The organism is Chitinimonas sp. BJB300 (assembly GCF_002735695.1).
Lineage (GTDB): Bacteria > Pseudomonadota > Gammaproteobacteria > Burkholderiales > Chitinimonadaceae > Chitinimonas.
On the sequence record NZ_PDZH01000023.1, the window covers coordinates 1 to 23,505 of the forward strand.

At 54.2% G+C, this 23,505-nt stretch carries 22 protein-coding genes and 1 pseudogene; 14 read left to right on the top strand and 9 right to left on the bottom strand.

The window, feature by feature from the left end:
- The 7 genes and pseudogenes from CSQ89_RS05745 to CSQ89_RS05775 all read left to right on the top strand — a co-directional run.
- Nucleotides 1-258, top strand: a pseudogene (locus CSQ89_RS05745) (IS701 family transposase); the annotation flags it as partial.
- 221 nt (nt 259-479) lie between these two features.
- Nucleotides 480-4,352, top strand: coding sequence for a YhdP family protein (locus CSQ89_RS05750; protein WP_099405230.1), 3,873 nt, complete (start codon nt 480-482; stop codon nt 4,350-4,352).
- Nucleotides 4,353-4,533: 181 nt separating this feature from the next.
- Nucleotides 4,534-5,391 carry a carbon-nitrogen hydrolase family protein gene (locus CSQ89_RS05755; RefSeq protein ID WP_099405231.1) on the top strand — a complete coding sequence of 286 codons (858 nt, stop codon included), beginning with the start codon at nt 4,534-4,536 and terminating at the stop codon, nt 5,389-5,391.
- Nucleotides 5,388-6,185 (top strand): substrate-binding periplasmic protein, encoded by a 798-nt coding sequence (locus CSQ89_RS05760; protein ID WP_099405232.1) that lies wholly within the window; start codon nt 5,388-5,390, stop codon nt 6,183-6,185. The genes CSQ89_RS05755 and CSQ89_RS05760 overlap by 4 nt, the downstream gene beginning before the upstream one ends.
- 11 nt (nt 6,186-6,196) lie before the next feature.
- Nucleotides 6,197-7,648 carry a metalloprotease TldD gene (tldD, locus tag CSQ89_RS05765; protein WP_099405233.1) on the top strand — a complete coding sequence of 484 codons (1,452 nt, stop codon included), beginning with the start codon at nt 6,197-6,199 and terminating at the stop codon, nt 7,646-7,648.
- Nucleotides 7,649-8,116, top strand: a complete 468-nt coding sequence (locus CSQ89_RS05770; RefSeq protein WP_099405234.1) for a GNAT family N-acetyltransferase — start codon at nt 7,649-7,651, stop codon at nt 8,114-8,116. It begins immediately after the preceding gene.
- 212 nt (nt 8,117-8,328) lie between these two features.
- Nucleotides 8,329-8,946 (top strand): GNAT family N-acetyltransferase, encoded by a 618-nt coding sequence (locus CSQ89_RS05775; RefSeq protein ID WP_099405235.1) that lies wholly within the window; start codon nt 8,329-8,331, stop codon nt 8,944-8,946.
- Nucleotides 8,947-9,188: 242 nt separating this feature from the next.
- Here CSQ89_RS05775 and CSQ89_RS05780 read toward each other — a convergent pair whose 3' ends face one another.
- Nucleotides 9,189-9,488: a hypothetical protein gene (locus CSQ89_RS05780; protein ID WP_099405236.1), complete on the bottom strand. Its 300-nt coding sequence runs from the start codon at nt 9,486-9,488 to the stop codon at nt 9,189-9,191.
- Nucleotides 9,489-9,615: 127 nt separating this feature from the next.
- Between CSQ89_RS05780 and CSQ89_RS05785 the strand changes: the two genes are divergently transcribed.
- The 7 genes from CSQ89_RS05785 (at nt 9,616) to CSQ89_RS05810 (ending at nt 15,404) form a co-directional block, all read left to right on the top strand.
- Nucleotides 9,616-10,392: an enoyl-CoA hydratase gene (locus CSQ89_RS05785; protein WP_099405237.1), complete on the top strand. Its 777-nt coding sequence runs from the start codon at nt 9,616-9,618 to the stop codon at nt 10,390-10,392.
- A 117-nt stretch (nt 10,393-10,509) separates the two neighbouring features.
- On the top strand, nt 10,510-11,586 hold the full coding sequence (locus CSQ89_RS05790; RefSeq protein WP_099405238.1) for an enoyl-CoA hydratase/isomerase family protein: 1,077 nt from the start codon (nt 10,510-10,512) through the stop codon (nt 11,584-11,586).
- 483 nt (nt 11,587-12,069) lie between these two features.
- Entirely contained in the window at nt 12,070-12,222 is a 153-nt protein-coding gene (locus tag CSQ89_RS22390; protein WP_158228910.1) for a hypothetical protein, read from the top strand.
- Between the two features lie 124 nt (nt 12,223-12,346).
- Nucleotides 12,347-13,465 (top strand): multinuclear nonheme iron-dependent oxidase, encoded by a 1,119-nt coding sequence (locus tag CSQ89_RS05795; protein ID WP_099405239.1) that lies wholly within the window; start codon nt 12,347-12,349, stop codon nt 13,463-13,465.
- A 3-nt stretch (nt 13,466-13,468) separates the two neighbouring features.
- Complete coding sequence (locus tag CSQ89_RS05800) at nt 13,469-14,266, top strand: multinuclear nonheme iron-dependent oxidase (RefSeq protein ID WP_099405240.1); 798 nt, start codon at nt 13,469-13,471, stop codon at nt 14,264-14,266.
- A gap of 8 nt (nt 14,267-14,274) precedes the next feature.
- Complete coding sequence (locus CSQ89_RS05805; protein WP_099405241.1) at nt 14,275-14,817, top strand: hypothetical protein; 543 nt, start codon at nt 14,275-14,277, stop codon at nt 14,815-14,817.
- A gap of 74 nt (nt 14,818-14,891) precedes the next feature.
- A complete protein-coding gene (locus CSQ89_RS05810; RefSeq protein WP_099405242.1) occupies nt 14,892-15,404 on the top strand; it encodes a GNAT family N-acetyltransferase in 513 nt (170 codons plus the stop codon).
- A 73-nt stretch (nt 15,405-15,477) separates the two neighbouring features.
- On the opposite strand, the gene CSQ89_RS05815 is transcribed toward CSQ89_RS05810, so the two are convergent.
- From CSQ89_RS05815 to CSQ89_RS05850, 8 genes are all read right to left on the bottom strand, one after another.
- The gene (locus CSQ89_RS05815) at nt 15,478-16,356 is read right to left on the bottom strand and encodes an IPT/TIG domain-containing protein (RefSeq protein ID WP_099405243.1); all 879 of its coding nucleotides are present in this window, start codon (nt 16,354-16,356) and stop codon (nt 15,478-15,480) included.
- Nucleotides 16,357-16,680: 324 nt separating this feature from the next.
- Nucleotides 16,681-19,281, bottom strand: coding sequence for a M1 family metallopeptidase (locus CSQ89_RS05820; protein ID WP_099405244.1), 2,601 nt, complete (start codon nt 19,279-19,281; stop codon nt 16,681-16,683).
- A 190-nt stretch (nt 19,282-19,471) separates the two neighbouring features.
- Entirely contained in the window at nt 19,472-20,449 is a 978-nt protein-coding gene (locus tag CSQ89_RS05825; protein WP_099405245.1) for a hypothetical protein, read from the bottom strand.
- Nucleotides 20,450-20,806: 357 nt separating this feature from the next.
- A complete protein-coding gene (locus CSQ89_RS05830) occupies nt 20,807-21,145 on the bottom strand; it encodes a P-II family nitrogen regulator (protein WP_099405266.1) in 339 nt (112 codons plus the stop codon).
- 75 nt (nt 21,146-21,220) lie between these two features.
- On the bottom strand, nt 21,221-22,009 hold the full coding sequence (locus tag CSQ89_RS05835; protein ID WP_099405246.1) for a peptidylprolyl isomerase: 789 nt from the start codon (nt 22,007-22,009) through the stop codon (nt 21,221-21,223).
- A 61-nt stretch (nt 22,010-22,070) separates the two neighbouring features.
- The gene (locus CSQ89_RS05840; RefSeq protein WP_099405247.1) at nt 22,071-22,340 is read right to left on the bottom strand and encodes a BolA family protein; all 270 of its coding nucleotides are present in this window, start codon (nt 22,338-22,340) and stop codon (nt 22,071-22,073) included.
- Nucleotides 22,337-22,639, bottom strand: coding sequence for a YciI family protein (locus CSQ89_RS05845; RefSeq protein WP_099405248.1), 303 nt, complete (start codon nt 22,637-22,639; stop codon nt 22,337-22,339). The genes CSQ89_RS05840 and CSQ89_RS05845 overlap by 4 nt, the downstream gene beginning before the upstream one ends.
- A 35-nt stretch (nt 22,640-22,674) precedes the next feature.
- Nucleotides 22,675-23,409, bottom strand: a complete 735-nt coding sequence (locus CSQ89_RS05850; RefSeq protein ID WP_199065255.1) for a VC0807 family protein — start codon at nt 23,407-23,409, stop codon at nt 22,675-22,677.
- Nucleotides 23,410-23,505: the final 96 nt, after the last annotated feature.

Here is a 23,505-nt window from a genome sequence, read left to right on the forward strand (position 1 = left end):
ACGACCTATAAAAAACGGTGGGCCGTGGAGGTCTTTCACAAGTCACTCAAGTCCAATGCCAGTCTGGCCAAGTCGCCTACGCGTACAGTTCGGACCCAAAGCAACCATGTGTTCATGACGATTTGCGCAGCCTTCAAACTTGAATGCCTGAGCATCAAGACGCAGAAGAACCCATTCGCACTTTGCCGCAAGTTACTGATCAACGCCTCCCGCGCGGCTTATGATCAGTTACAGCTGCTTCTCGCAGCTACTGCGTAACATCAGTTAATTTGTGAGATTTACACGATTGCAAGAGACGCGGCAGGTGGCGCGCGGATAGAATTAAGTCATCCATTCTAGCCTGTGCCTTCGCTACGGCTGGGTTGGAACGCATTTAGTTGCATAACGCATCGTCCTTGCCTGGCATTTCCGAATACGCAGTGGCACTTGCCTAGCGCTGCTTGGTCCGCAAGATAGACAAGTCCAACCTTTGCTGCCCAATGCCTACCCCTCACCCTCATTTTCTACGTGCCCGCTTCGTGTTGCTTCGTCGGCTTGTGTTACGCCTGTTGCATCTGCATTTCCGTGGCTTGATCTGGCTGTTTGGCGGCTTACTTTTGTTGTGGCTTGGCGCTGCAGCATGGCTGCAATGGTGGTTTTTCCCGCATCTTGAAAGCTATCGGCCGGCGCTGGTGGAGGAGTTCAGTCGGCGTGTCGGGCGGCCTGTCGGCGTGGACGCCATACAAGGCGGTTGGCACAAGGGCAAGCCGTATCTCGATATGCAAGGCCTGAGTCTGCGTAGCGCCGAGGGTGTGGTGGCGCTGAGCCTGCCGCGTGTCGAGGCGACGCTATCCTGGTGGCCGCTGCTGCTGGGCCAGTTGCGTTTTGAGCGCTTGGCAATCATGGAGCCGGATTTGACGCTGAGCCGTGATGAGGGCGGTACGATCCGTCTTGCGGGGCTGGCATTGAATACGGGTGATGATGACAGCCTGACCAACTGGGTGTTGCGTCAACATGAAATCGCTATCGTGAATGGCCGGTTGCGTTGGCAGGACGCAGTACGTGGTGCGCCTGAGTTGCAATTGAAGCAGCTGAACATTACGTTGGAAAACTTATTGTTTGGCCGTCATCGCGTGCAATTCCTGGCGGCACCACCTGACTATTTGGCAGCCCCCATCAGCCTTGATGTGCAATGGCGTGGTGACGATCTGGCCAATTGGGCCAACTGGCACGGTAGCGCCCAGGCGAGGTTGGATCGTATCAATTTGTCGGATTGGTCGCGTTGGCTGCCTTACCCGGCGGAGGTAGCCAGCGGCAGCGGCGAGTTGCGCGCCAACCTGGACTTTGCCGGCAGCACGCTGAACATGCTGGATGGCCGTTTCCGCCTGCAGGGGGCCCGCACCCGGTTGGCGCCTGATCTGGCTGTATTGGACATCAGGCAGCTTGAAGGGCGTGCAACCTGGCGTAGCACTGCCAAGGCCCGTACCTTGCATTTGCAAGGTTTGAAGTTGGAGTTGGGCCAGAAGCACCAACTCAACGGGGCTGAAGCCACCTTAAGCTTCTTTACCCGCGGCGGCGGCCAGCTTGATATTACCGGTCTGACGCTAACCGGCCTGGGCGCGTTGGCGGAGAGCCTGCCCTTATCGCCAGTATGGCGCACGCGGCTCGCTGGGGTAGAGCCCAGTGGGCGTATTGATCGGCTGAGCGCCAGTTGGCAAGGTGCTTGGCCGATGCCCACGACTTATGCAGGCCAAATGGCATTTACGGGCTTGGGTCTGAACGCCCCGGCACCCTGGCCCAGCGCCAGTGCGCTGGATGGCGACCTGACTTTCAACCAGCAGGGTGGGCATCTGGCATTACGCGGCAATTATGCCCAGCTGAATGCGGGTGAATTGTTTACTGCGCCGCTGCAATTCGACAATCTACGTCTCGCTGTCGATTGGGCTCGTATGGACAGGGGGGTGAGCGTCTACCTGCGTGATTTCGTGGCTAAGAATGCGGATCTGGATGCCAATGCCACGGCTGAGTGGACCTGGCCCGGCGAAGGGTTGGGCGTTTTACGCCTCGATGCCAAGGTGGCGCATGTGCGTGCCAATGCGGTGGCGGATTACCTCCCGACCGTCTTGGGGGAAGATACGCTGGCTTGGCTGAAAAGCAGTCTGGTGGCGGGGGAGGCGCGCAACGCCCAATTTACCCTGCATGGGCCACTGGCGCAGTTTCCGTTTGCTGATGGTCATTCGGGTATTTGGAAAATGGAAACCGAAGCGGATGGGGTAAAGCTGGCCTATGCGTCGGGTTGGCCCAGTGTCGATAATCTGGATGGCAAGGTCAGCATTGTGGGCAACCGGTTGGAGGTTGCGGCCAAAGGAAAGATTCTGGGGACCGAGGCCCGGAGTGTGAAAGCGCTGATTCCCGATCTGGCACAGAGCACGGCTGTTGTAATTGATGGTGCAGTGAACGGGCCGACGGCTGAATTCTTTCGTTTCATTGCCCAAAGCCCGTTGGATCAAATACTGGGCGGGGTGGGCAGCAGCGCGCAAGCTGCTGGGGTAGGGAAGCTTGATTTGAAATTGACGATTCCTTTTCAGGACGCAGCCAATACCCAGGTGACTGGCACTTATCAGTTTGATAATAATGAATTGCGCATAGGCGCCAGTATGCCGCCGCTGCGTGCGCTAAATGGCAAGTTGCAATTCAATGCTGCAGGTATCCAGGCAGAAGGGTTGTTAGCGAATACCTTGGGGGGCGCACTACGCGCGGATATCAGCAATGCTGCCGACGGTACGATGCAAATCACTGCCAACGGCCGCGCCGATCTGCGCGAGGTGGCGGCAATGTATGGCCTGCCTCAGCCCGAACGATTGAGTGGCAGCAGCGCTTATCATGCGGTAGTACGCCTGCCCAAAGACGGTTTGCAGTTGCAAGTAGATGCACCGTTGACCGAGGCAAAACTGGATTTGCCCGCACCGTTGGGAAAACCATCAGGCGAGACGAGAGCACTCAAGTTACAGCTGAATAGCAGCAAGCAGGAAGAACGCTGGCGACTGAACCTGGGAACGTTGGTCAATGCGGAATTATTGCGTACTGGTGTTCTCAATAATTTGCAGCTGACCCGCGGCGATATACGGATCGGAGGCGGTGCACCTACGATGGCCAATCCTGGGCTTTGGTTGACGCTGAATCTACCGGAGTTCGATATTGATCCATGGTTGCAAATGCAGGCGCAAGCTGGTTTGGGCAAGTCCGAGAACAATACTTGGCCCGCTTTGGCTGGTGTTGAGGTACAGCTGGGCAAGTTGCAGATATCCGGCAAGCAGCTTGAGGATTTGACGCTGCGCGCCGTACCGCAAGTCGATACCAGCTGGCAGGTGACTGCGGCTAGCCGACAGGTGGAAGGCAGGCTGAGTTGGTCGTCCCAGGAGCGTGGCCGGGTGTTTGCGCGGCTGAGCCGCCTGCAGATGCCATTGCCCGATGGGCCCAATGTAACGGTCAAGGCAGCAGACAGCAAAGCAAGCGCTACCAAGCTGCCCGCGATAGATTTGATTGCAGAGGATTTTCTGTTCCACAAGAACTCGTTGGGGCGACTGGTGCTGCAAGCGCAGCAACAGCGGGAGAATTGGCAGATCGATAGTCTGAGCCTGATCAACCCCGATGGACGGTTGAATGCCAGCGGCGTGTGGCGGTACCAAGGCGCGGACAGCAATACGCGCGTCAAGTTGGTGATTGAGTCAGACAATCTGGGCAAGCTGCTTGGCCGGTTTGGTTATCCGGAAACCATTCAGCGTGGGCGTGGCAAGTTAAGCGGCGAGGTAAGCTGGAATGGCGCGCCCACATCGCTTGACTACCCAAGCCTGGGGGGGATGTTGAAGTTGCAGGCCAATAGTGGCCAGTTCGCCAAAATCGAACCCGGTGTGGGGCGATTATTGGGAATTTTAAGCTTGCAATCCTTGCCCCGCCGACTGTCCTTGGATTTCCGCGACGTGTTCAGCGAGGGTTTTTCCTTCGATCGGATCGAGGGCGATAGTAAGATTGTGCGCGGCGTGATGACGACGGACAATCTGGTCATTGTCGGTCCGGCGGCGCAGGTGCTATTTCGTGGAGAGGCCGATGTGGCCCATGAGACGCAGAAATTGCGGGTGCGTATTGTGCCTGTCCTGGGTGACAGTATTGCAGTGAGCGTGGGGTTGGTTAATCCCCTCGCCGCTGTGGGGGCCTTCCTTTTGCAGCGTGTGCTGAAAGACCCGCTGGGTAGGCTGATCGCGTACGAATACGACATCACCGGTACGTGGAGCGATCCGCAGATCAAGCGTACGGCATTGCCGCTTAAGAACCTGCCCACAATGGGCAAGGAGCGATCAGGTACCGGGAAATAGTACGGTATCGATTGGCACAATTATTACTGCGGGCGGCCGTTGAGCCTGTGATCCCTATCTGGGTAAATAGAAGCCAAGCAAGGGCGTCTTTACCACGCTAATCTTTCAATAGGACACAGGCGGAATCGTCGGTGTCGGTAGCCATTCCCCCTTGTAAGGGGAACATTATCAGGAGCCCGTCATGTCTACCCGCGCCCGTAGTTTGCAAGCTGCCGCTACCCAGGCTGCCAGCTTTGGAAAGCTACGTATTTCCGCTATTCAGATGGCGTCCGGTCCTTCTGTCGCGGCTAACCTCTCTGAAGCTGAAGTGCTGATTCGTCTGGCCGCAAAGCAAGGCGCCAAGCTGGTTACCCTGCCGGAATACTTTGCCATTCTGGGCGTGAAGGATACGGATAAGGTGGCGGTGCGTGAAAAGCCAGGGCATGGCCCGATTCAGGATTTTTTGGCGCGGATGGCCAAGAAGCACCGTATCTGGATTGTCGGTGGTACGGTGCCGCTGTGGACCGAAGATCCAGCCAAGGTAAGGAACAGCACCCTGGTCTACAACGACCGCGGTGAAACCGTAGCCCGCTATGACAAGATTCACTTGTTTGGTTTTGAGATGGGAAACGAAAAGTACCGTGAAGAAACGACCATCGAAGCCGGCAATGAAGTGGTGGTGTTCGATTCGCCATTTGGCCGGATTGGCCTGGCCATTTGTTATGATCTGCGCTTTCCCGAGCTTTTCCGCCGGATGCAACCGGTTGACCTGATTATCGTGCCGGCTGCGTTTACCGAGACGACGGGACGCGCGCATTGGGAGACCCTGGTACGTGCGCGCGCCATTGAAAACCTCTGTTACGTAGTCGCCAGCGCCCAGGGTGGGTTTCATCGGAATGGTCGCGAAACGCACGGCGACAGCATGATTGTGGACCCATGGGGTATTGTGCTCGATCGTCTGCCGCGTGGCTCTGGCGTGGTCGTGGCGGATATTGACCAGGACTATAAAGCGCGCTTGCGCCAAGGCTTACCGGCGCTGTCGCATCGGGTATTGGTATGATGCTTCGTGTCTGCCTGGCGGCGCTGGCGGCAATCACAGCAGCGGCCTCGCCGGTGGACTATGGCTGTACCGAGCCGCTGAAGGTGGCTTACTTCCGGTTTGGTTATCTTTACAGCAAGGATAAAGCAGGGCGCAATGTTGGGATTGATGTTGATTTGATTCGTGAGCTGTCCCGCCTTATAGGATGCCGGTTTGAGGAGCGGGAGCTGTCTCGGGTGCTGATCTGGCAGGCGTTGGAAAAGGGTCAGCTTGATGTGGCGACCGCTGGCCTGGCGACGCCGGCACGGTTGGTTTATGCAGCATTCGTGCCTTACTTTGTGTCGCACAATGATTTTTTGCTACGTAGCGAATCCGTAAATATTCAGACGCCAGAGGATTTTTTGGCCGCGCCGGACAAGGTACTGGGCGTTGTCAAGAGTTTCCAGCATGGCAAGCCTTACGATGGGTTGGTTGAACAGTTGCGCAAGCAGGATCGCGTTGCGGAGGCCGCCGATTTGGAAATACTGGCCAACTGGATGCGTATTGGCAGGGTGCAGGCGATGATGTCGCACCCGATAATTTATCGTCAGCTTTTTAGCGATCAGGAGATGAAAGGCATCTCGATACGCCATTGGGCTGACAGTTCTGAACTGTTATTGGGCAGTTTGGTCTTGTCGCGCAAGCATTTCAGTGCAGATGCCTTGCAGCGCTGGGACAAGCTATTCCAGGAACTTCGTCGCAACGGCACAATCGAGGGTTTATATGCCCGTTATCTTGGCCCGGATATTGCCAAGACCCTTGTGCCCTCACCCTGATGGGATACCCAATGAATACTGCTACCGCGTCGGCTATCGCGACTGCCGACCAATATCTTCTGTCGCCTTACAACTTGAATGAAGTTGCATTGGAGCAGGTTTTTAACGAGATCATGCGTAATGACGTGGATTACGCTGACCTTTATTTCCAATACAGCCGCGCTGAAGGGTGGAGCCTCGAAGAAGGCATCGTCAAGGCTGGTAGTTTCAGCATTGATCAAGGTGTTGGGGTGCGCGTTGTCAGCGGCGAGAAGACGGCATTTGCCTATTCTGACGATATCAGTCCGCTGGCGCTTCAGTCTGCAGCGCATGCTACACGCGCTATTGGTCGTCAGGGTGGCAGCGGCGTGGCGGGTAGCACCACGCACGTCCGCACTCATGCGCTGTATGCCAATCTCGACCCATTGTCCAGCTTGGACGAGGCTGCCAAGGTGTCGTTGCTGGAAGGTGTGGAGCGTTACGCACGGACCCTTGACCCACGCGTTACACAGGTAATGGCGAGCTTGGCCGGCGAGTATGAAGTGGTTTACATCGCCCGGCATGATGGCCATCGGGCAGCGGATGTGCGTCCTTTGGTACGGGTAAGCCTGCAAGTGATCGTTGAGCAAAATGGCCGGCGTGAGTCAGCCAATGTGGGCGGCGGCGGGCGGTTTGACTATAGCTATTTCGACGAAGCCAAGCTGCAGGGGTATGCCCGTGAGGCGGTGCGCCAAGCGCTGGTCAATTTGGAAGCCCGTCCCGCGCCGGCAGGGGAGATGACAGTGGTGCTGGGTTGTGGCTGGCCCGGCATTCTGCTGCATGAAGCCATTGGTCATGGTCTTGAAGGGGATTTCAATCGCAAGGGGAGCTCTGCATTTGCGGGCAAGATAGGCCAGCGCGTAGCGGCCAAGGGTGTCACCGTGGTGGATGACGGCACGATTCCCGATCGCCGTGGTTCCTTGAACGTGGATGATGAGGGCAATACAACCCAGCGTACTGTATTGATCGAAGATGGTGTGCTTCAAGGTTATCTGCAGGACACCTTGAATGCCCGTCTGATGGGGGTGGCGTCCACAGGTAATGGCCGACGCGAGAGCTATGCCCATATCACCATGCCACGTATGACCAATACGGTCATGATGAATGGTGATACTTCCGCCGACGAAATCATCGGTTCGATCAAGCGTGGCCTTTACGCGGTGAATTTCGCCGGTGGGCAGGTTGATATCACCAGTGGCAAATTTGTTTTCTCAGCCAGCGAGGCTTATTGGGTCGAAGACGGCAAGATCCAATACCCGGTGAAGGGCGCAACCCTGATTGGCAACGGCCCGGATGTACTGACCCGTGTGGGCATGATTGGTAATGATATGAAGCTGGACCCAGGCGTAGGCACCTGCGGCAAGGAGGGCCAGAGCGTCCCTGTTGGCGTAGGGCAACCCACGATTCGTGTCGATGGTGGCTTAACCGTAGGAGGTACTGCTTAGATGGTGCAGTTGCAAGCAATGGATGAAGCAGGTTTTACTGCCTTTATGTCATGGAGTACGGCGGACTATGCCAGGGCCAGCATTTCGTCCCGGCGGTGGTGCGAGGCAGAGGCGATGACGAAAGCGCAGGACCAAGTGAATGCACTGTTGCCGCAAGGATTGGCTACGACCAACCAGTATTTCTTTGACGTATTGGATGAGACGCGGGATAAAGTCGGCGCGCTTTGGTTGGGGCTGAATCCTGGCGCTACAAGTGCGCAGATGTGGATCTACCAGGTTGTGATCGAAGAAGCTTACCGCGGCAAGGGATTGGGCAGAGCCACGATGCAAGCTGCTGAAGTAGAAGCACGCCGACTAGGTGCGACTGGCTTGGGTTTGAACGCATTTGCCGATAATCACATCGCCCAAACTCTGTATCGGAGTCTTGGCTTTCAGCCTACAGCCATTCAGATGATCAAATCTCTCTGATCTTACGTTCGTCGATTTTTAACTCGTGCCCCCATTGTGGGGCACTTTGTTTTCATGCCTCGGGTCGTAGGGGCATAGGCAAATGACGGGTTGGCAGTAGGTTATGAATTGCAATCGGCGTTTCGATTGTTTATACACAGTATTGTGCAGCGCACAAATCATAAGACCTTCACGGAGACAACAAGGTATTTGTCAATCTCAAGGAGTTAGTCATGTCTTGTGCCGACCTGTTGCTCAAACAGCTGTCGCTATCGAATCTGCCTGAGATCCATGACCATCTAATGCGTCTTGATGACGCGAGCAGGTCGCAGCGCTTTGCCCAACGTGCCAGCAATGAGGTCGTGGCAGGTTATACCTATAAGCTCGATTTTGTGCGCGATATGCATTATGGGGTATGGGAGGATGCTTCTGAAGCGCAGCAGTTGCGAGCCTATGCCCATTTGGCGATGAATGTCGGGAGTCGCATTGGCGAGATAGGAATCAGCGTTGAAGAGCCTTATCGACGCCACGGCGTGGCCCGTCAACTGATGGCACGCGCCGTCATGCACGCGCGTAACCGCGGGTTGCTGGAGATAATGATGTATTTCCAGGCCTATAACAGCGATCTTTTGGCGCTGGCTCGATGTTTGAAGATGCAGGTTTCAGTGAGCAACGGAGAAGGAATGGCCCGGCTTCGGCTCAATCCACCCAGTCCTGGCAGCTATGCCGATGAGGTAATCGCGGGTTGGGCCGAGGTCGGCCCTGCTAGCTGGGTCACCCAGACATCGGAGACTGGCGGCGTCACGCGTCTTGTCTGGGATGTTGCGCTGCAACGTTACTTTACGGCCTAGCCTAATGCCCTCACCCTGGATTGGAGAGGGGTGCTAATGGGGCAACCAAGCAATGTGCGAAGATCTTACGCACTGTCATGATTAGGGTCATGTGCTGCTTAAAGAGCCACCGCAAGGGGGGCGCCGAATAGCTACGATGCTTCGCATCCAGCGGTTCGCAGCCCAGGTTCAAGCATGCATGCCGGTTTTAGTGCTGCGCTTTAACCTGTTGGCGGCTGCTCGCGGCAGATACTGAATAGTTTCTAAGCATTGCTCTCGTCATTTACCTGCTTAACAAACGTGTTGTATTCGCTGATTGCCGCGTTACCTGCATCGTTAGCCGCCTTCATCGCAGCGCTTTGGTCATCGATATATTTCTTCATACACTCGCCGTATTCCTTGAAGCGCTTGGTGAAGGATTTCTTCTTCATTTCGCTTGCCAGCTTGCCCGGCAATTCTGGCTGCGCACAGCTGTGCTTGGCCGCTGCTGGTTGAGCCGTTGCGGGTTCGTCAGCCATGGCGGCTGTGCTGATTAGGGCGGCGGCAATCAGGAGGGATTTCATAGCGAAGTTTCCGTGCAAGGGTTGAAGTGCGCGAGTGTGGCGTTAAATTGACGCAGACGTCAATCATCCCCAGCAAGGTTGAACTTGGCGTTATAGTTTGCCCACAGAAAACCGACAGGGGAGCGCCATGACTGATCAATTACAACTGGAATGCATCGGCCACACAGCCGTGATCACTATCCAGAATCCGCCGGCCAATACCTGGACTGAGGAAAGCTTGCCGGCCCTGCGTCAATACATTGCAAAACTCAATGCCGACAGCGAAATCTATGCACTGGTGATGACAGGTGCGGGGCAGAAGTTTTTTAGTGCTGGTGCCGACCTGAAGGTGTTTGGCGACGGTGACAAGGCGCGTGCCCGCGCCATGATCACTTACTTCGGTAAGGCGTTCGAAGCGTTGGCGCAATTTCGTGGCGTCAGCATTGCGGCAATCAATGGTTATGCAATGGGTGGTGGGCTGGAAGCGGCGTTGGCCTGTGATATCCGTATCGCCGAGGAACAAGCCGTGATGGCATTGCCAGAAGCCAGTGTGGGCTTGTTGCCCGGCGGGATGGGCACGCAACATCTGCCCTGGCTGGTCGGTGAGGGGTGGGCCAAGCGGATGATTCTGTGTGGCGAACGTGTAGACGCCCAGACAGCCTTGCGTATTGGTTTGGTGGAGGAGGTTGTGCCAACCGGTGAGGCGCGTCAGACGGCCCTGGCTTTGGCGGAGAAGGTCGCCAAGCAAAGCCCCAGCTCGGTAACTGCCTGCAAGCAGCTTATTCAGGCGGCACGCAAGCAGACCATGTGGTCAGCCCTGCATCTGGAGCGTGAGATGTTCGTCGACTTGTTCGATACGGAAGACCAACAGGAAGGGGTGCGTGCTTTTCTGGAAAAACGTACGCCGGTTTGGAAAAACCGTTAAGAACCTGTTCAACGTTTCCCGAGTTACGGCGAAACGATGGAGAAAGCTCGAACAGATTCTGAGCGCTCATGCTCTGGACGCTGCAGTCAATGCCGCGCTATATCCTGGTAAAACACGATGACCGATGCCGTCTATTTCACGCTGATTCCCACCGATAATGGCCACCACATCGGCCAGATCACCTTGAATGCCGAGAAGTCGCTGAATGCGCTTTCCCTGGTCATGATCCGCCAGATTGCCCCCAAGCTTGAAGAATGGAAAACCAACCCTGGTGTGGTTTGCATTGTGCTGCGAGGGGTAGGGGAAAAAGCATTCTGTGCCGGCGGCGATGTGGTCTCCCTGCATGATGCGATCAAGGCTCGGGATTTTGCCACCACAGATGCCTTCTTCAAGGAGGAGTACGCCCTTGATTACGCCATCCATAACTATCCCAAGCCTATCTTGGTATGGGGCCACGGTATTGTGATGGGTGGGGGCGTAGGTTTGATGGCAGGGGCCAGTCACAGGGTGGTGACCGAACGCTCCCGTATCGCTATGCCCGAGATAACCATCGGCCTGTACCCTGATGTAGGGGCGTCGTGGTTTCTCAATCGTTTACCTGGCCGGCTGGGCTTGTACCTTGGCTTGACTGGCGCCAGCTTCAATGCTGCCGATGCCTTGTTTGTTGATTTGGCCGATTTCGCCCTACCCAGTACGCAACGGGATGCAGTACTCGGCGGACTTATGCGGCTTGATTGGCAGGCTGAAGCTGCCTCCAACCACTATGTGCTTGGCAAGTACCTGCGCGAACACAGCCGCCATGGCATACCTGAGTTGGCACCTTCGCCTATCCGTGAACACCTGGATGTTATCCGCGCCCTCACGAGCTATGAGTATATTGAAGAAATGGTTGATGCTATTTGTCGCTACGACGGGCAGGATGATTGGTTGCGCAAAGGCGCACAGAGGCTCAGTACGGGTTCGCCCACGTCCGTACGTCTGGTGCTCGCCGCCCAGCAACGCGCTCGCCATATGTCTCTGGTTGAAGTGTTCGCAATGGAATTGAACATCTCACGTCAATGTTGTCGCCACCCTGACTTTGCTGAAGGGGTGCGCGCATTGTTGGTTGAGAAAGACAATACACCTCGTTGGTCACCTGCAACATTGGCCGAAGTCAGCCAGCCTTTTATCGATGCGTTTTTTATTGCTCCATGAGTTGCTACTCGGCTTACCCTAGCTAGGGTAACAAGGTTACGCTGATACGAGATGCACGCTGCGGCCGCAGCCACTAGCAGAGCGAAGTTCAGGCCCCATTGCCTGCGACACGCAATGGCGTGCTGCTAAATGAGAACCGCGCGGAAAGTGTGCCTTTGGGTGACTACCGGGTTGATCGCATGTTTATCGGTGCTACAGCAAAAAGATAGCAACCGAAAAATAAAGACATCAGTCATTTTCAGGCGTGCAAGTTGAGCACCTTTCCTGACGGCACTTGCAGAAAGAAGCGCGGGGTGTAATTGCGTGTCCCTGTTTCCCAATGCGCTTGCAAACCTTTCCAAATCAGCAGTAATCCATTAAATTCTAATAAATAATAATCGGGACAACAGACCCATTCTTTAGATAATCAATCTATTCCATAATACGCATGGGTTTTGTTCCACCCATGCTTAAAATATTTAGCTCACCTAAAGGAAAGTAAAGATGAATGAGAAAACCATAACTGTTGAAGAAACCAACTTGATTGAAGAACTGCAAGAAACCGAATTGCTGGAAGTCAATGGTGGTAACCGTAAGTTGCCACAGGAAATCATTCGTTTCATCGACGATGCGACTTGTGGTAGTTACAATCTATAACTCTGTTTTAAACAGGTTTATTTGGTGATTCATCGTAATTTTCGGTAAATCTGGGTCGATAGCACGTGCATTTATTTTCGAATACGTGCTATCGGCCAATATATATGATCCTCAGGTATCAGTTATGAAATCCTATATTATCGGTGCAGGCTGGTGCCCTGCATTTGCCCATTTTCGGTCTGGATTGGCAATGCCCGATAGCGTTCAATTCATGGAGCTTGGTTTTCGCGAGCTTTTTCTTTGGTGTGATGCCCCGTACCAACGTCACGGCCTTGATCTATCACTGCATTTGGCCAGAAGCCCCATTACTGAAGACAAAACAAATCAGCAGCATTTCATCCGGCATGTACGCCGCAAACTTGAGGCAGTGGGCGATAAATCGCGAGCGGTAGCTGCATCAATGCGCTCAATTGGTGTGCACCTGACAGGTAGCCGGAGTGAGGGCATCGGCCCATTTGGATTCTCTTCGCATTATCAGTTTGACAACTTCGCTGAACGGCGTGCTACGTACTTCCTGGAAAACATCTCCAGCGAAACAGGCTTACCTGTTTGGATAGAGAATGCCAATTTCTACAGTCATTCAGCCAAAGAAATCATCCAGACTTGGCAAAGTGTGACTCGGCTTTGCGATCATACCGGGGCTGGCCTAATCGTGGACCTGAGCCACATTTATATCGAAGCATCGAATGCCGGCATCTCGCCCGTATTGGTCCTTGGCATGGTCCCTTGGCACCATGCGCGCGAGATACATATTTCCGGTGTGATTCTTGGTGCAAACGGTGTGCGCCATGATGGCCACTCCCAGCCAGTAAGCCCCGATGTCTGGGCACTGCTGGATATTTGTTTGGAAAGCGACCTGTTGCAAGGGCAGGTGATCATAAACATCGAGCATACCGACCCCGCCTGGATGAATCAGGTAGCTGAGTATTATGCGGATTTTAATCAGCTGCAGCTAAAAGTTGCTGCATCGGCTACGCAGTCCAGAGTATCGCCAGACTTGGACCCAGGTGCTTATGCCAAGGGTTTTCTCAGGAAAATCCTGATGCGCCAAATGACCTATCGACTTAAGCCTGGCCATACGCTTGAACAGGTAGCTTTACATTTTGAACCCTGGCTTGAAGACGCCATGTTAAAGCGGGGATTACGCCTGACATTTACGCAAGAGGAAAGCTTTCCGGAAGAACAAGACAAGATTTGCCTTGCCCTGGAAGATTTTAATCAATATATCGAACAGGTTATTTAGTATATGAAGGTTGGCACAAACTGGACCTCTGCCAGTTCCATGGAAATTGGTCGGACTTTATTTGATCAGGGTCATACTCATTTTTGTGAAATATTGATCGATAATATCGTAAGTATGGAGATAGAGAGTATTGTCGATGCAATCGGTGAGATGCCAGTAGCTTTCCATATTATGCAATCCCGCATTATTGAACGCAGCCCCGCCGAATTGGAAGCACTTGCGGAAATTATTCGGCATTTAGATGCGGCGCTCAATCCGATTTATATATCCGATCATTTGGCTTGTTTTACCCATGCGGGGCGCAATTTGCCATTGCTCGCAGAACTGGATTACGACAGTCAGCATGTGCTAATTCATGAGCGGGTGAAGATGTGGCAAGACTTGCTGGGCAGTAAGGTTTATTTCGAGAATTATCCCTCCAGCCTGCCGCGCTCTGGTATCAGCCAACCTGCTTTCTTTTCTGATCTGATGCATGGCACGGGCTGCGGTATTTTGTTCGACATTTCCAATGCCGTGGTGGCAAATGTGAATGCCTCAGACCCACTGGCCGATTGGCATACTGTATTACAAGCCTCCGCTACGGCGCATTTTCATATTGCAGGTTATCGATATTCCAATACCGAACCCGCGTTGGCCATCGACTCGCATGATGTCGATCTGTCGCAGGAATCACTGGCATTTGCCCAAGAGATTCTGACGTATGCACCACCGGACAGCACGATGGTGCTGGAACGCGATGCCAATATCTCGGATACCACCTGGACTGCCGAGATCAAGCGCCTGACTGCGCTTATACATTAGGCGTCGTCATGGAATATTATCTGTCCGCAACGTATGCAAAGCAGCTCCCTCAGCCCAGTGCCCAACGTTCGCTTGCCATCCTGTCGCTCCGTGGATTGTGGCACACCATCTTTGATCTGACCCCCTTGCTGCAAGAAAAGGTAGGCGAAGATTCAGGCCGCATATTGGATCCTTTCCTTGATTATGCAGAAGCGCAAAGTCTGTCGATGAACTGGGCGCTGCACCTGCATTTTTTGGAATGGCTACTGCAAAACCCGGAAGAAGGGCACTTGGCAGATCAGGATGTGGTTCAGGAAATGTTGACCGCGGCAGGCCGGCGCTGGGCCAAGGAGTGGTCTGCCGATCTTGGAGGTAAAGGTATTGCCATTTATTGTAGCGCCATGCCCACCTTAGCCATTGGGACGTACAGAAAGCACACGCCTGCAGAGACCCACTTTCGTAGCGTGGCCTTAAGCCGTCCTGGGCTGTCCAATTTCGGTTTTGCCACTTATGCCATAACGACGCAAGGCCAGGGATGGCGAAAGCTGTCGTGGCGCCCCATTCCCAACTAGCGCTCACTGACCCGTTCATTGTCTCTGGCTATCATCAAATAGGCCCGCGTCTGAAAACCCTCTAGGCATCCATCATGGAAAATAATGTCATCATCCGGTCTGTCGAGCCCACCGATGCACAGAATCTGCTGGCGTTGTTTCAGCGACTCGATAGTGAAACCAACTTTATGCTGCTGGAGCCCGAGGAGCGCAATCTCAACTTGGAGAGTCAGACACGGTTACTGGAACAGTTTCTCCGTGCTGAGAGAAATATCTATCTGGTCGCCGAATCCGATCAGGTGATCGTCGGTTTCATGGTGGGCACGTGTGGTGGCGTTCAGCGTAACCGGCACGCCATGTCCCTCGTTGTGGGGGTGATGCGTGAGCGATGGGGGCAAGGCATAGGTCGCCGGCTGATGGCGGAATGTGAACGCATTGCCCTGGCGAGGGATATCCACCGGTTCGAACTGACGGTGATGCACGAAAACCTGGCCGCACTTCAGCTGTATCTGAAAGCCGGCTTTATGGTTGAAGGGCTGAAACGGCGGTCCATCAAGGTTGGTGACGCATGGCGAGATGAATACCTGATGTCGAAACTACTAAGCTGACACCGGGCGCTGTTCGAGAGGATACGGCTGTAAACCGCGAACTTGTGCCCTCTCGCAATAGTGTGGACACACCCTACAATCCCGCCATCTGCAGCCCTATGATTAGGGACGATTTGTCTGAACATTGCGCCTGCCATTCGTCCAGGTTACTCCCGGTGACCACAATAGGATGGCCCGTCTCGGTAGCTTGTGGCTGCATGTCTTTGACGGCAATTTGTGGCGTTACGGTAAAGGTGCCTGCCACGAGTTGCTTACTGTTATTTGCCCGGGTCAGCTTGATACGGCCTGTCGTGGCATCTGCCGGTACGATGACACGTAGGCGGGTGGCACTGATCTTTTCCGGGCTGACTGCTGATGAAGTGCTGCCCGTGCTAAACACCACCTCCTTGATCTCATCGAGGTTGGTACCTTCGATTTCAACCGAACTGCCTGTCAGGCCTTCTACCGGCCGGATGCCGGTTACGGTAGAGAGGACGTCCACCGTCAAAGGCACCGTTACGGTTAATACGGCGCCCGTACCGTAGTGCAGGGTTAACATGCCTGACCGGTCGGTGTCGGCCACGTGGAAAACGATTTGTTTCTCGTTGCTTTCGCTGCGTAGCACAGCCACAGGCTTTCCATTGAGCCGTACTTCTTTGACCCGGTCGAGGCTATCCCCATGGATGGTTATCGGTACGCCCGCTTTGGCAGTGCTGGGTTCTAGTCGGGTGAAGGTCGGCACCCCGGTCACCAAGACCTGCTGCAATGACTGGACGATTGTCCCGCTGGCTTGTAGTTGTACTGCACCGGACTGGACATTTTCCGGTACCTCAATGGTGAGTTGGGTATTGGAAACCACAGAAAACTTTACTTCTACCCCGCCAAGCAAAGCGCGACTGACAGCCTGCAAGCCACTACCTTCGATGGTGATGCGATCACCTACTGCAGCCTGTAGTGGTGCAATCGTACTGATAGTTAATGGGGACGAAGGGGGGGGCTAACCGGTTGTGTTGGTTTTGGCGGGGCGACGGGCGGGGGTGGTGCGGTACTGCCCGCCTCACTATCGCTGCCTCCTCCACCGCAGGCGACTAAGCCTAGCCACAGGCATAGCAACAAGGTATTTATATATGGTGTTGAATTGTCGTTTGACGGCGGTGGTTTATTGCCGAGTTGAATGGTTTTTCTAAGAACCTGTTCAAAGTCTCGCGAGCCAGGATGAGGCACGGCGAAAACGGCAGTGGGGGCGGCGTTTTCTGCGATCGGGCCGCCCTGCATGGCGCGGCCCGGTGTTCTGTGCTTATTGCTTGGCCAGGAGAATGCCCAGCTTATCGCGGTTGCTGTCGCGGTAGATGGCGCAGAGCCGGATGGATTCCAGCGTTTGCGTCAGTGCCGCTTCGCCCCCGTCGTAACGTTGTGCAATCGGACCGAAGAAGCGTTCCAGTTCCGTTGCTTTGTCAGGGCTGCAAAAGCCGTTCAAGTCACGGGGGAAGCCACCCGGGGCATCTTTGGCCATGCGTTTGCTCAGTGGTTTGAATTCTCGCTGTACAAATCGCAGCGCGCCTTCACGTAAGTGTTCATCTTCGTTCTGGCTACGTAACAGCCGCTTGGCTTCGCGGATGTCATGGCGGCTATCGAGCATAAGCTTGCGGGCTGCCTCGGCGAGTGTGGGGGCCTGGAAGCTGCCTAATGCGATATAGAGGTCATCCCGTTCCTTGCGGTTGCTGGTCGTCAGAGTAATCGCGGTCATCGCGTCGAAAAGCGCTTTGTCACCATTGAGTGCCGCGGTACGTAATACGGCCCGGCGATTGGTGGGGTCAAGCACCGTCCTGTCTTTCAACCAGGCATGAGTCAACTTGCTTGCCTCTTCTCGCAGCGCAGGGTCATGGCCCAGGTCGGCCACCTTGTCTACGATGCTGGCGCGTAGCATCTGGTCTTCGTCAGAGTCCTCTGGTTTGCTGGCGAAGCCGAGCTGACGTGCACGTACGCCAAAGGCTCGCTGCCACAGCGCGGCATAGCTGGCTTGTTGGGCTGAGCCAACCAAGGGCTTGGCTTTGAGCAGGATATCGCGCGCGACCTCGGCGACTTCGCGGCGTGGATGCTTGGCGTACTGTTCGGCCAGCGATAATGCGTCGGACAGCGGCAGATCGCCCGACTCTGTGAGCGCGGCGGCGTCGTCGAGGTGCGTCATGATCTCGTTGACATTCAGGTCGGCTGTACGCATGAGCTTCAGCAGTTCACCCGGTGCATAGACCAGTCGGTAGTACCCGGCCCCATCCACATTCGCTTCGACCCAGGCAGGGCATTGCTGGTCGGGCAGGGGCAACTCGCCAGTGGTGTCCTTCAGCAATAGTCGGGTGGTGCCAGCGGGGGTACGCACGGTGACGGGTACATGCCAATGCTGTGCCGGGTTGGCTTGTGAGCCTTGCGGCACAAAGCGGGATTGGCTTAGCTTCAACTGCGGCGAGCTGCTGCAATCGAGCTGTACAGCGATGCGGGGAATGCCAGGTTGCTCGGTAAAGCGTTGAAACGAGGCCGCCAGTTCAGCATTGCCGTTGCTGAGTGCATTGATGAAGTCGGTGCCTGTGGCATTACCCCAGGCATGTCGCGTCATATAACGATGTACGCCCGCCTGGAATTGATCAGGTCCGAGCCAGGTTTCGAACATGGCAAGTACGGTCTGGCCCTTATCGTAGGTAATACCGTCAAAAGCACTGCCAAGGTCTTGGGTGACCAATACGGGCTGGTGAATGCGTCGCGTGGAGTGCAGGCGATCAATATGCATGGCATTGGCGCGCGAGGACTGCGTGCTGGTATTCCAATGCCATTCTGGCATGACTTGATCCGTGATTTTGTCGCCCATCCACGAGGCGAAGGACTCATTGAGCCACAAATCATCCCACCAAGCCATGGTCACGTAATTGCCAAACCATTGATGCGACAGCTCGTGGGCGGCAACCGCCACATAGTCGCGCTTGAAGGTGCCGGTCTCTTCGTCTGGTTTGGCGAGAATCAGCCTGGTTGTATAGGTGATCAACCCCGCGTTTTCCATGGCGCTGAAGCCCACGGTGAGCGGCAATACCAAGCTGTCGAGTTTCTCGTACGGGTAGGGCATGCCGAAGTAGGCTTCGAGCTTTCGCACAATGGTCGGGGTGATACTGGCGGCGAAGCGGGCATCGGCAGCTCTGCCCCGTGGTGTGATATAGCGTAACTGTGTCTTACCCACCTTGCCGCCATCGACGATATCGAAAGGCCCAATGCCAAACGCTACCAGATAGCTTGGCAGCGGCTTGGTTGTTTGAAACTGCACACGCTTCCAACCGGGACTGGCAGGGGTTTCATGTTCGACAGGCGTGTTGGCAACGGCAACTAGGGCCTCGGGTATGGTTAGCGCCAGCGTCCAAGGCACCTTCCAGCCCGGCTCGTCAAAGCAGGGAAAGGCCATGCGGGCGCTGGTGGCTTCGAATTGGGTGAATGCATACCAGTCGCCGCCTTCTTTTTGGCGGAACAGGCCGGCGACGTCACGATCCTGGATCTGGCCCGAGAAGTTGATTTTCAACTGACCGCGTCCAGTCGGCACTGGGGTACTGAAATTCAGATCCAGTAATTCATCATCCAGCACTTTGGAGCGGGCTTGATATTGCTGGCCATTGATTTGCAACAGCGCTGACTTAACCAAAAGGCCGGTAGCGTTCAGCCTCAGGCTTGGGGTAGAACGCTTGATATCCAGATCAATCACAACCTCGCCAGTATGACGGGTCTCGTTCGGGTCGACTTTAAGCGACACTTGATAAGCTAGTGGTGTAGCCACATCGGGCAGCCGCATGGGTAAGGGCGCCTTGGCTGCCAGCACCGGTAGCGCCAGCAAAGAAAGCAAGGAGAAAACGTGTAGCCACTTCATGATTCTTCCTCGGGTTTTTCGGCCGTGGCCGAAGAAGCAGAGGACTATACAAGCCCGTGGGCATGGAAAATAAGCCGCAAATGATGCGCTGCGTGAAAAGCAACACCAAAAATGAAATACCGCCCAATTAGAGCGGTACTTCGAAGTGAAAAGTATTGTCTGCGCTATTTGGAATTCACATGGATTTTGCTTAGTGAATTAAAGGATTACCCACGGCACAAGCCTTCTCGCAGCTTATCTTGCCATCAATATCTACCAGAATGGAAACCTGAAAGGAAAGATTGGGTTGTTGCGCTTTGGAGTCCAGCATATTCTTGTAGATATTGAAACTGTCTATAGTATGATTTTGGGACATTTCCCACTCAACACTTAAAGCCCCATCCCCGTTTATGGAGAGTGATATCCCGGAAACATCCGGGTTACCTACAAAAGCCAGGTCGGGGCGGTAGGTAGCAAGGGCGTTTTTCCCTTCAATAATACCGGTTTGAGTTAAAACAACCTCCAAGGTTTTGTTCTGGTTGTCTGTTAGTCCACTTTCTTGGGCAAACTGCAATAATCGTGACATATCATTATTGCGTTGCTCTGTGCTTACACCCTCAAGGCCCGGGGCAGCGGTACTATACTCGACAACGCCACCATTTATTATCTGGTAAGACATTCTATTGATGTCTTTCTTGAATTGCTTGAACGGATCTTTGGGTTCGTTCGTATGAATGCAGTTTGCCTGGTCTTCTTTAATTCTGGCTTCCAGTGCATTACTGATTTGAGATTTAATCTGTTCGTCGCCCAGCAGGAAATCCTGGCCTTCCACGTCCAATGAACGTGAGAATACTTCAGTGCCCTGTACCTGTAGCGAAATCTCGGCGGTGAAGCGACCTTCTTTCGTGATATTGCTATTGCGCTCGATGAACCGGTCTTTATAAGGTTCTGAAACCAATTCCTTTAGCTTATTAAAAGCATTTACGCATTCTTTATCGCTGATAGATGGGTTCAGCAATCGAAAGAGCATTTTCTTTGCTTCTTCTTTATGAGTGCCAAAAAACCAATCAGCAATACGGCCCCATAAACTCTCAACGTCCTTTTCTGTTTTGGCGGCGGCAATTGAATTTATTTCCTCCATGCTGATGGAGCGAGAGGCACGGCTTCCCTCAAGTATCAATTCGGACATGATAAAATCTCCTTCCTGAAATGGGCAAGTTTCTTAGCCCCACATAAACTTGAATGTTTATTAAATAAACGAGCTTTGAATGTTGCCTATTGGAAAATAGGTAGTGTGTACTGCTAGCTGCGTATGCAATTGTGAAATATTTACTATGCTTTTGCAAAACAGATAGACGATTTCCGATAGTTTTAGCTTTTTTTCTAAAACAAAATGAAGTGATTTTGGATATGTCAAATGCTTAGCATCGCAGCCAATGGCGCGTAGCCAACTTGTGGGATCGGGTAGCGATGGATTGGATAAGGCGTCTGCCTTCACGGCAGACACCTTTGGGGCGACGAGCGCTACGGTTAGGCAGGTTTGGATTTAGACAGCATCTGCGCCAGTTTCACCGGTACGAATGCGTACTACCTGTTCTACGCCCGTGACGAAAATCTTTCCGTCGCCAATTTTGCCGGTACGTGCGGTTTTGACGATGGCGTCGATGGCTAGGTCGACCTTGTCAGCCGTGATGACGATCTCGATTTTCACCTTGGGTAGGAAGTCCACTACATATTCAGCACCCCGATATAGTTCGGTATGCCCTTTCTGGCGGCCAAAGCCTTTTACTTCGGTCACCGTCAGGCCGGTTACACCCACTTCTGCCAGCGCCTCGCGTACTTCATCAAGTTTGAACGGCTTGATGATTGCTTCAACTTTCTTCATTTCCATTTCCCGACTCCTCGTGACAAAGGGCCTTACGGCCCTTTGTTTAGTCTAGCAAGAGAGAAAAGCGGTGGCTTACTCTACCTTGGCCTTGGCACGCAGATCAGCAATCATCTTGTCCAGGGCTTGACCTTGCATCTGTTGCTGGATATTACTCTTTACTTCGTCAAAGCTTGGGCCTTGGGCGGCGCGCGTGTCTTCAAGCTTGATGACATGGTAGCCGTATTGGGTCTTCACAGGCTCTTGGGTGACCTGGCCCTTGGCCAAGGCACGCATGGCCTTGTCGAACTCTGGTACGAACTGGCCTTCCTGCACCTTGTCGTACAGGCCGCCATTGTCCTTGCTGCCTGGGTCTTGCGACTTGGCCTTGGCGAGGTCGGCAAACTTCTTGCCCTTCTTCAGGTCGGCGATGATGGCCTTGGCTTCTGCCTCAGTCTTCACCAGGATGTGGCGAACACTGTATTCCTTGCTGGCGGCAGCTTGGGTCTTCAGCTTGTCATACTCGGCCTTTAGGTCGGCTTCCGGAATAACGGCGGTCTTCTGATAGCCTTGTACGAAGGTCTTGAGCAAGACATTCTGGCGCGCCATGGCCATTTCGTTTTGGACATCGGTGTTTTTGTCCAGGCCTTGCTTGACGGCTTCTTGGGCGATGACTTCTTTGGTGATCAGATCGTCGCGGATCTTGGAACGCAGGTCAGGACTATCCTTGGCACCGCGCTCGGCGAGCTGCTTAAGGATGAAGTCCATCTGGGCTTGTGGAATGGCCACGCCGTTGACCGTAGCCACCGGCTTGTCAGCAGCAAATACGGCACCGGCCACGAGGGCAGCGATGAGTGCTGGGGCGAAGCGAATCTTGGTTTGCATCGAATACGTCCTTCTAGGTCTTGATGGCTAGTTTTGCAATTGTTTGCAAGTTAAGAGAGGTTCAGCTGTTTGCTTCGCCTGGAGTTCGGGCTTCGATGGCTAGCGCGTGAATTTCATGACGCATCATCTCACCCAATATTTCGTAAACCAAACGGTGGCGTGCCACCGAGTTTAGGCCAACAAATCGTTCGGACACGATTTGTAGACAATAGTGCCCGCCACCGGTCGCTGCACCAGCATGACCCACATGTTTGGCGCTGTCGTCGCGTAAATCAAGTACCGATGGTTCCAGGACGGCAAGTTTCGCACGGATTTGCTCGGGAATGTTCATGTGGGCAACACCTTCTTGAACGGACGTACATCGACCTGTGCATAGACGCCCGCGAGTTTATACGGGTCCGCATTCGCCCAGGCTTGCGCAGCAGGCAGATCGGTAAACTCCGCCACGATGAGGCTGCCCGAGAAACCGGCAGGTCCCGGGTCACTGGCATCGATAGCGGGAAAAGGCCCCGCCAGTAGCAGCCTGCCTTCGGTTTGCAACGCCTGCAACCGCGCCAGATGAGCCGGGCGGTTTTCCAGGCGGCTTGCCAAGGAGTTGGGGGCATCATGGCCGGTAATGGCGTAGTACATGGCGGTCCTTGCTGGTCGGTCCGGATTCAATTGACTTAGTTCGAGCCGATCATGATGTCTTCCATCTTCAGCTGGGTCAGTTTTTCTACGTTGCTGATCAGATAGAACAACGAGCCGGCCAAGATGACGGTGCTGGGCAGGACGATGACGGGGTAGCTAAGCAGAGTCATGCGGCCCAGTTCGGCGGTGAATTCGGGTGTGCCCGGCTGGCTGACGACAATCCACTTGGCCAGGACATAGTTGAGGATGGCCGACAACACAAACGACGAGGCAATGAGCCAGGAGCTGGTGTTGAGCGTACGCGCAAAGGCAGCTTCGTTGCCCAGGGTTTTCAAGGCAGCGTTGATCTTGTCGATTTGCAAAATGTCATCGTTGAACAGAATTGTCCGCACGAAGGGGTAGGGGGTATACATCGAAATCACAGTGGCAAGCCCCAGGATGCTAGGAATGGCGGCTTCCTTGATAGCGATGTATTGCGGCGGTAATTTTAACAACGCCATGCCACCAGTGAGGGTGATGGAAATAAGGCCCAGGATGGAAATCATGTTGGCTTTACGTGTCTGCCAGTATTGGTGCAGGCCATATCCCAATGGGAAAGCCAATGCAACCAGCATGCTCCACACGGGCCCAAGCCGGTTTTCGGCGTTCAGCTGGGTCATGATGACCGTGGGGATGATGATGTTCATCAACAGATTGCCGACCACCCCAGGTTTCTTCGGAGTGGGTTGAGCCGGCGTAATGGGCCCCGGTTCGATCGGCGTTTGAGCCAAGATAAATCTCCTGCGCTTGCGGTGACGTAGAAAACGAAACCGCAACTATAAGCGCTTTGGTTGCACTTGCCCACTGCCGCGCAACGGTCTTGCATA

Excerpts from the sequence above, each read along its gene's own strand:
- tldD (WP_099405233.1), top strand. The coding sequence starts at position 6,197 with ATGAATACTGCTACCGCGTCGGCTATCGCGACTGCCGACCAATATCTT.
- CSQ89_RS05820 (WP_099405244.1), bottom strand. The coding sequence starts at position 19,281 with ATGAAGTGGCTACACGTTTTCTCCTTGCTTTCTTTGCTGGCGCTACCG.
- CSQ89_RS05780 (WP_099405236.1), bottom strand. The coding sequence starts at position 9,488 with ATGAAATCCCTCCTGATTGCCGCCGCCCTAATCAGCACAGCCGCCATG.
- CSQ89_RS05835 (WP_099405246.1), bottom strand. The coding sequence starts at position 22,009 with ATGCAAACCAAGATTCGCTTCGCCCCAGCACTCATCGCTGCCCTCGTG.
- CSQ89_RS05790 (WP_099405238.1), top strand. The coding sequence starts at position 10,510 with ATGACCGATGCCGTCTATTTCACGCTGATTCCCACCGATAATGGCCAC.
- CSQ89_RS05800 (WP_099405240.1), top strand. The coding sequence starts at position 13,469 with ATGAAGGTTGGCACAAACTGGACCTCTGCCAGTTCCATGGAAATTGGT.
- CSQ89_RS05845 (WP_099405248.1), bottom strand. The coding sequence starts at position 22,639 with ATGTACTACGCCATTACCGGCCATGATGCCCCCAACTCCTTGGCAAGC.
- CSQ89_RS05770 (WP_099405234.1), top strand. The coding sequence starts at position 7,649 with ATGGTGCAGTTGCAAGCAATGGATGAAGCAGGTTTTACTGCCTTTATG.
- CSQ89_RS05755 (WP_099405231.1), top strand. The coding sequence starts at position 4,534 with ATGTCTACCCGCGCCCGTAGTTTGCAAGCTGCCGCTACCCAGGCTGCC.
- CSQ89_RS05760 (WP_099405232.1), top strand. The coding sequence starts at position 5,388 with ATGATGCTTCGTGTCTGCCTGGCGGCGCTGGCGGCAATCACAGCAGCG.
- CSQ89_RS05795 (WP_099405239.1), top strand. The coding sequence starts at position 12,347 with ATGAAATCCTATATTATCGGTGCAGGCTGGTGCCCTGCATTTGCCCAT.
- CSQ89_RS05775 (WP_099405235.1), top strand. The coding sequence starts at position 8,329 with ATGTCTTGTGCCGACCTGTTGCTCAAACAGCTGTCGCTATCGAATCTG.
- CSQ89_RS05805 (WP_099405241.1), top strand. The coding sequence starts at position 14,275 with ATGGAATATTATCTGTCCGCAACGTATGCAAAGCAGCTCCCTCAGCCC.
- CSQ89_RS05750 (WP_099405230.1), top strand. The coding sequence starts at position 480 with ATGCCTACCCCTCACCCTCATTTTCTACGTGCCCGCTTCGTGTTGCTT.
- CSQ89_RS05825 (WP_099405245.1), bottom strand. The coding sequence starts at position 20,449 with ATGTCCGAATTGATACTTGAGGGAAGCCGTGCCTCTCGCTCCATCAGC.
- CSQ89_RS05810 (WP_099405242.1), top strand. The coding sequence starts at position 14,892 with ATGGAAAATAATGTCATCATCCGGTCTGTCGAGCCCACCGATGCACAG.
- CSQ89_RS22390 (WP_158228910.1), top strand. The coding sequence starts at position 12,070 with ATGAATGAGAAAACCATAACTGTTGAAGAAACCAACTTGATTGAAGAA.
- CSQ89_RS05785 (WP_099405237.1), top strand. The coding sequence starts at position 9,616 with ATGACTGATCAATTACAACTGGAATGCATCGGCCACACAGCCGTGATC.
- CSQ89_RS05830 (WP_099405266.1), bottom strand. The coding sequence starts at position 21,145 with ATGAAGAAAGTTGAAGCAATCATCAAGCCGTTCAAACTTGATGAAGTA.
- CSQ89_RS05840 (WP_099405247.1), bottom strand. The coding sequence starts at position 22,340 with ATGAACATTCCCGAGCAAATCCGTGCGAAACTTGCCGTCCTGGAACCA.